General features: G+C 52.1%; 5 protein-coding genes. 3 read left to right on the top strand and 2 right to left on the bottom strand.

What is annotated here, in order from left to right; all coding sequences use genetic code 11:
- Nucleotides 1-165 precede the first annotated feature (165 nt).
- Both CMQ96_RS28025 and CMQ96_RS28020 read right to left on the bottom strand, forming a co-directional pair.
- Nucleotides 166-696, bottom strand: a complete 531-nt coding sequence (locus CMQ96_RS28025) for a hypothetical protein (protein WP_012634455.1) — start codon at nucleotides 694-696, stop codon at nucleotides 166-168.
- 2 nt (nucleotides 697-698) lie between these two features.
- Nucleotides 699-1,634, bottom strand: a complete 936-nt coding sequence (locus CMQ96_RS28020) for a MobA/MobL family protein (protein ID WP_045626452.1) — start codon at nucleotides 1,632-1,634, stop codon at nucleotides 699-701.
- A gap of 166 nt (nucleotides 1,635-1,800) precedes the next feature.
- Here CMQ96_RS28020 and CMQ96_RS28015 point away from each other — a divergent pair, with 166 nt between their 5' ends.
- The 3 genes from CMQ96_RS28015 (at nucleotide 1,801) to CMQ96_RS29085 (ending at nucleotide 4,150) form a co-directional block, all read left to right on the top strand.
- Entirely contained in the window at nucleotides 1,801-2,187 is a 387-nt protein-coding gene (locus CMQ96_RS28015) for a hypothetical protein (RefSeq protein WP_045282373.1), read from the top strand.
- A 764-nt stretch (nucleotides 2,188-2,951) separates the two neighbouring features.
- A complete protein-coding gene (locus CMQ96_RS28010; protein ID WP_008503529.1) occupies nucleotides 2,952-3,932 on the top strand; it encodes an IS5-like element ISKpn26 family transposase in 981 nt (326 codons plus the stop codon).
- Complete coding sequence (locus CMQ96_RS29085) at nucleotides 3,914-4,150, top strand: hypothetical protein (RefSeq protein WP_316497582.1); 237 nt, start codon at nucleotides 3,914-3,916, stop codon at nucleotides 4,148-4,150. Before CMQ96_RS28010 ends, CMQ96_RS29085 begins: the two co-directional genes overlap by 19 nt.
- Nucleotides 4,151-4,798 lie beyond the last annotated feature (648 nt).

Here is a 4,798-nt window from a genome sequence, read left to right as displayed (position 1 = left end):
CGTGATTTTCAGCCCCATGCATAACCATGCACCTGACTGACTGGCGAGAACTTCCGGCCTGAATTCAGGCCGGAAGTCTCAAAAGACGCCCCAAACTCGGCTGAAAACGGTGAACGGGTGCGCAATTTATTGCGTGGCCGTGAGGCGTTGGACAAGCGCAGCGCGTCAGTTCTTTTTCTTTTCCGGTTTCTGTTCCGTTGTCAGCAGCTTTTCAAGGTCTGCCACTTTCTGATAGACGGCAGCAGACGCGTTGTAATTGTCCTGTAGTTCCGTTTTCACAAACCAGCTTGTGGCAAATATCAGTACGACAAAGGCAACCGCAACCCCAGCAAACCACTTCCAGCTGTAACCCCGCAGCGTGTTGTACTCCGCGATGATGTTACTGCGGATAATGGAAATTTCCTTGTCCAGCGCGTCCGCATTGATTTTCATGTTCCCGACGGATTTTTCCAGACGCTGAAAATCAGCGCTGATACGCTCGCCAATCAGCCCCGCAACATCCATTTTCTGCACTTCCTGCCGGACTTCATCCCTTACCTGCTGTGCCACACTGTCCGATATTTCCCGGTAGCCTTTCAGGGTTTCCCTTGCCACCGCCAGCGAATCCGCCACGGCTTTCTGCTGCTCTTTTGCGGCCTCTTTCAGATGCTCCGCCGACAGCAGGAGTGTGAGAAGTTTTTCTTCGGTGCTCGCCATAGTTACCTGCTTATGGAAAATCCGCGTGACAGGGATTTCACGCGCTCTATTTCAACATTTCCCTGTTTTGTGACCCGTGCAGCCATCTCCCGCCCGTACTGCTGCGAGATATCATGCGTCAGAGATCTGACCAGTTCCTTCCGGTTTACCTCGATACCGCTGGCATTCATCCAGCTACGGTCGCTGTGGTCGATATGTTTCGCCTGTTCAGGCACATCCACGACTGAAAACGTCCGGCTGTCTTTAATATCCTGCCTCTGGCTGTCGTCCAGTCGTCCGGCTGCTTCAAAACCGAGATGCTGTTCCGGTTTCCGGTCGATACCCTGTGTTTTCAGTGACCGGCTATCAATAAAACCCTGCTCAAAGCCATATCGTTTCATATGCGCGTTGTGCGTACGCTCCCAGCGCTCCCGCAGGGCTTTCAGTGCCTGTTTTTGTTCTGTAGGGGTTAAATTATGCCCTGAGTCCTTGCGCGCGCCGCCACGCGCCGGAAATTTGGCGTTATAGCGCCTGAAATACTGTTCGGGACTGCGCTCAATACCGTCATTGACGCGCTGGCTCATCATGATATGGGCGTGCGGCTGTTCGCCGCCGTCAATGCTGGCTTTCGGATTGTGGATCGCAAACGTCCATGCATGTTTGTCGCCCGTTTCCTGCTTCACAAAATCCCGGACAAGCGCCAGCCGCTGCGCTTCATTCAGCTCGCGGGGTAGAGCGATCTCAATTTCCCTGTACGTTGAACCGTTGGCACGTTCGAACGCATCCGCAGCCTGCCAGAAATGGGCGGGTTCATCTCTCGCCCATTCCGGCATATTGCCGTGTTCGGTGTGCTCGAGATCCTGGCGCTGGCTGAACTTATCTTCCCGCGTAATGTAACTGGCATGAGCAAGGGCTTTACCCTTGCCGCCAAATTTCACGCTGAGATGATACGTTGCCATGTTGTGTCAGCCCCCGGCAGGGCGCACTGTTTCTGCCCGCAGGGAGAAACATATAAGTGCGCTTTACTCTAATTTAAAGAATTATGAGTAAAGATAAGTCATGCGACTTCTGACCGCAAGTTATATACTTTCCCCGTCGGAAATATCGGGATGGGGAAGTTAAACGATGCGGATCAGTAACGTCGAATGGCTTAAAAAGCGCATAGCCTTCATCAGAAAGCTGGGAGAAAAAACGGCACGGCAACGGCAGATTATCGATCTGCTGGATGATGAAGCTTCGCTCAGTGAGACTGAAAGACGACTGCTCCACGTTCTGGCAACCGCTGAAAAAAACGCGTTGCAGGAACGGGATGCCGCACAGAAAAAGGCGGTTCAGGCGCGGATTTCAGGGCAGAAAAACCGCAGGGAACGCAATCACAGACTGTTTCTGGCGGCTGGTCTGATGATTGACGCGGGACTGGTTGATACAAAAACGGGTGAGTTGAATTTTGACCACGAAAAATTACTGACTGCGCTGAAACGGGTACGCTACGATCTGGAAACATCGGCGTGAACGTGCATTCTGCAAGGCCGGAGAAATGCCGCTTCCTCGCTCACTGACTCGCGTCGCTCGGTCGTTCGGCTGCGGCGAGCGGTAGGGATTTTCGGATAGGAGCATGAATTTTCTTGCTCCAGATGTACAAAAGCCCCGTGACAGAATCACGGGGCTTGAGTACTCTAATTCTTGCAGATACCTGCCAGGATCAGACGTCACAATCAAATCCTAGCAGGGCTGGCTAGGAATGTCACTACCAGCTTAATACCATTCAACGACATTAAACCCATATCTGCACCTTGACTCTCAGGTCTACGCCCCGGACTCCGGCAGGATAAACAGGCAAGCGGTGGGAACCTGACCAGCTCGGGAAAGAAGCTGGCTCTACCCGGTCTCACGTTAACCAATAACGTACCTGATAAAGTGAGAGTGAAGGCAGCGGTTGCGGTGAAGCGTGATTGCCAAGGTCTGGCGCAACACCCACAAAATCGAAGCAGCATACGAACGGCCTGATGCTGGTCGCTTCGCTCCCCGTTTTCTGGTGTACCCACCACGGGGGCATTAGGCTTTCTTTGCCCTAATATGGGTTTGCGACTCTCAAATCCGGGTTATAGAAGGATTCACTGTGATGATCCAGCGTCCGAGATTTGCATCGAATTCTGATTTAGTGCTGAACGAATTTGTAGTGTGAGTTCATCACACTGGTGGCTCTATGGAAGGTGCGAACAAGTTCCTGATATGAGATCATCATATTCATCCGGAGCGCATCCCAGAGGGACATCATGAGCCATCAACTCACCTTCGCCGATAGTGAATTCAGCACTAAGCGCCGTCAGACCCGAAAAGAGATTTTCTTGTCCCGCATGGAGCATATTCTGCCATGGCAGAATATGACCGCTGTCATCGAGCCGTTTTATCCCAAGGCGGGCAATGGCCGACGGCCCTATCCGCTGGAGACCATGCTGCGTATTCACTGCATGCAGCATTGGTACAACCTGAGCGACGGTGCCATGGAAGATGCCCTGTACGAAATCGCCTCCATGCGCCTGTTTGCCCGATTATCCCTGGATAGCGCCCTGCCGGATCGCACCACCATCATGAATTTCCGCCACCTGCTCGAGCAGCATCAACTGGCCCGTCAATTGTTCAAGACCATCAATCGCTGGCTGGCCGAAGCAGGCGTCATGATGACCCAAGGCACTTTGGTGGATGCCACCATCATTGAGGCACCCAGCTCTACCAAGAACAAAGAGCAGCAACGCGATCCGGAGATGCATCAGACCAAGAAAGGCAATCAGTGGCACTTTGGCATGAAGGCCCACATTGGTGTCGATGCCAAGAGTGGCCTGACCCACAGCCTAGTCACCACCGCGGCCAACGAGCATGACCTCAATCAGCTGGGTAATCTGCTTCATGGAGAGGAGCAATTTGTCTCAGCCGATGCCGGCTACCAAGGAGCGCCACAGCGCGAGGAGCTGGCCGAGGTGGATGTGGACTGGCTGATCGCCGAGCGTCCCGGCAGGGTAAAAACCTTGAAGCAGCATCCGCGCAAGAACAAAACGGCCATCAACATCGAATACATGAAAGCCAGCATCCGTGCCAGGGTGGAGCACCCGTTTCGCATCATCAAGCGGCAGTTCGGCTTCGTGAAAGCCAGATACAAGGGGCTGCTGAAAAACGATAACCAACTGGCGATGTTATTCACCCTGGCCAACCTGTTTCGGGTGGACCAAATGATACGTCAGTGGGAGAGATCTCAGTAAAAACCGGAAATAACGCCAGAAATGGTGGAAAAAATAGCCTAAATAGGCTGATTCGATGTGTTTGCGGGAAAAAAATCGGCCCAGATCCGCGAAATTTTAATCAGCGAGTCAGCTTGGGAAGAAATGACCTGCTTATTCGCACCTTCCCTAAATCGCCGCTCTATTCCCGTTCCCGTTCACCTGTAAAGGGCATGCAGGTCTCTCAATACGTGGTGTAACACATATCGCCTTCACCGAAATGATGTGAAGACTTCATCATTTTAGCAATCACAGGTTGCCCTAATCACTTAACGCTATTATTGTTCTATTGAAGCCTTAACCTAAACCCACTCACAAAACGTGGATTATCTGGTTAGTGATTCGCAGCAACAAAGCGTCCCGGTTCAAAACGAATCGTAAGACGTAGTTTCCCTTGATGTAGGGCTTGCCGATGGAACAGGCGGCTTTTTTATTCTCCGGCGTGGGGGGGGATGCTGTTGACAGAAATGGAAATAAGTAACATCCGGAATATTACGCTTATTGCCCGGCGTCTTGCCTGGATTAATGCCAAAAGAACTCATATCGATATACCATCGTTTGCAGAACTGCTTTTCTCCGGCCAAAAAGCGCTGTTCTTCGAACAATATAATTATTTTCACTCACGACGGTACACAACGGCAGGCACGTCAAAGCCACCGGATTTACCATAACATCCGTTACGCGCACCGCTGAAACGCGCTCAGGGCGGTTTTACGTCCTGAGCCATAAAAACCCCCGGCTTCTCACCGAAAACCGCTCAGAATCGCATACCGTGATTTTCAGCCCCATGCATAACCATGCACCTGACTGACTGGCGAGAACTTCCGGCCTGAATTCAGGCCGGAAGT

Source organism: Klebsiella sp. MBT K-1 (genome assembly GCF_002556465.1).
GTDB classification, from domain to species: Bacteria; Pseudomonadota; Gammaproteobacteria; order Enterobacterales; family Enterobacteriaceae; genus Klebsiella; species Klebsiella grimontii.
The sequence above is the reverse complement of the archived record's forward strand: the minus strand, read 5'-3'. Positions and strand labels throughout refer to the sequence as shown.

Excerpts from the sequence above, each read along its gene's own strand:
- CMQ96_RS28010 (WP_008503529.1), top strand. The coding sequence starts at position 2,952 with ATGAGCCATCAACTCACCTTCGCCGATAGTGAATTCAGCACTAAGCGC.
- CMQ96_RS28025 (WP_012634455.1), bottom strand. The coding sequence starts at position 696 with ATGGCGAGCACCGAAGAAAAACTTCTCACACTCCTGCTGTCGGCGGAG.
- CMQ96_RS28020 (WP_045626452.1), bottom strand. The coding sequence starts at position 1,634 with ATGGCAACGTATCATCTCAGCGTGAAATTTGGCGGCAAGGGTAAAGCC.
- CMQ96_RS28015 (WP_045282373.1), top strand. The coding sequence starts at position 1,801 with ATGCGGATCAGTAACGTCGAATGGCTTAAAAAGCGCATAGCCTTCATC.